Raw genomic sequence first — 773 nt, 5'->3', positions numbered from 1 at the left:
AAGCTCTGCAACCAAAACACTTACAAGATAAAGCAAATAAGGCGAAAAAATCAACAATTGGTAACCGGTAACTGGTAACTGCAAACTGGTAACTGGTAACTGGTAACTGGTAACTGCAAACTGGTAACTGTAAAAGCTTGCAAACAAAATCAGCCCGCCCAAACAATGATGCAACCGATTGATTGATGCGCTTTTATGCACATTCAGCAAGCCATAAAACTCCCACAAGCAACAAACCGTCACCACTGCAAACAATGCCCCAAAGGTGCAGGCACCACCCATGATGCCGCCTAAGATGACCAGCACGTAAATTAGCCCTGTTATTGAGCGAGTGAGCATATTTTTCATACTTTATATAAATTTTCTTTTTTCTCGTCATTGCGGGTCACGCCCGCAATGACGATGCTAATCAACTTTTCCAGTTTCCTCTTTTGCTTTTCTGCCCCACCTGCGCCGTTTTGGGGCTTCTTCTGCTTTCGGGGCTTCTTCTGCCTCTACTTCCGGCTTTATCAGCCCTTGCTGTTGCAGGATTTCTTGCGAGCGCGATGTCCATTGGCGTTTGCCGAAAATGCGCTCCAAGTCGTCGGAATAGATGACTTCTTTTTCTAACAATATGTCTGCTAACTGCTTGTGAGAGTCCTTGTTGAGTGCCAGGATTTCCTTTGCTCGCAGGTATTGTTCGTTCACGATGCGCTTCACTTCTTCGTCTATCCGGGTGCCGACATCGCCAATGTCTGCAACGAAGCCGCACTGATTGCCGCCCGCGGTGGCAA

The 773-nt window shown here is 47.0% G+C and carries 2 pseudogenes; both read right to left on the bottom strand.

The window, feature by feature from the left end:
• Positions 1–348: pseudogene (locus ASC50_RS02210) on the bottom strand (hypothetical protein); the annotation flags it as partial.
• 57 nt (positions 349–405) lie between these two features.
• Positions 406–773, bottom strand: a pseudogene (locus ASC50_RS02205) (hypothetical protein); the annotation flags it as partial.

The organism is Candidatus Symbiothrix dinenymphae (assembly GCF_001431085.1).
Note: the sequence above shows the minus strand (reverse complement) of the source record. Positions and strands in the feature narration are given on the sequence as shown.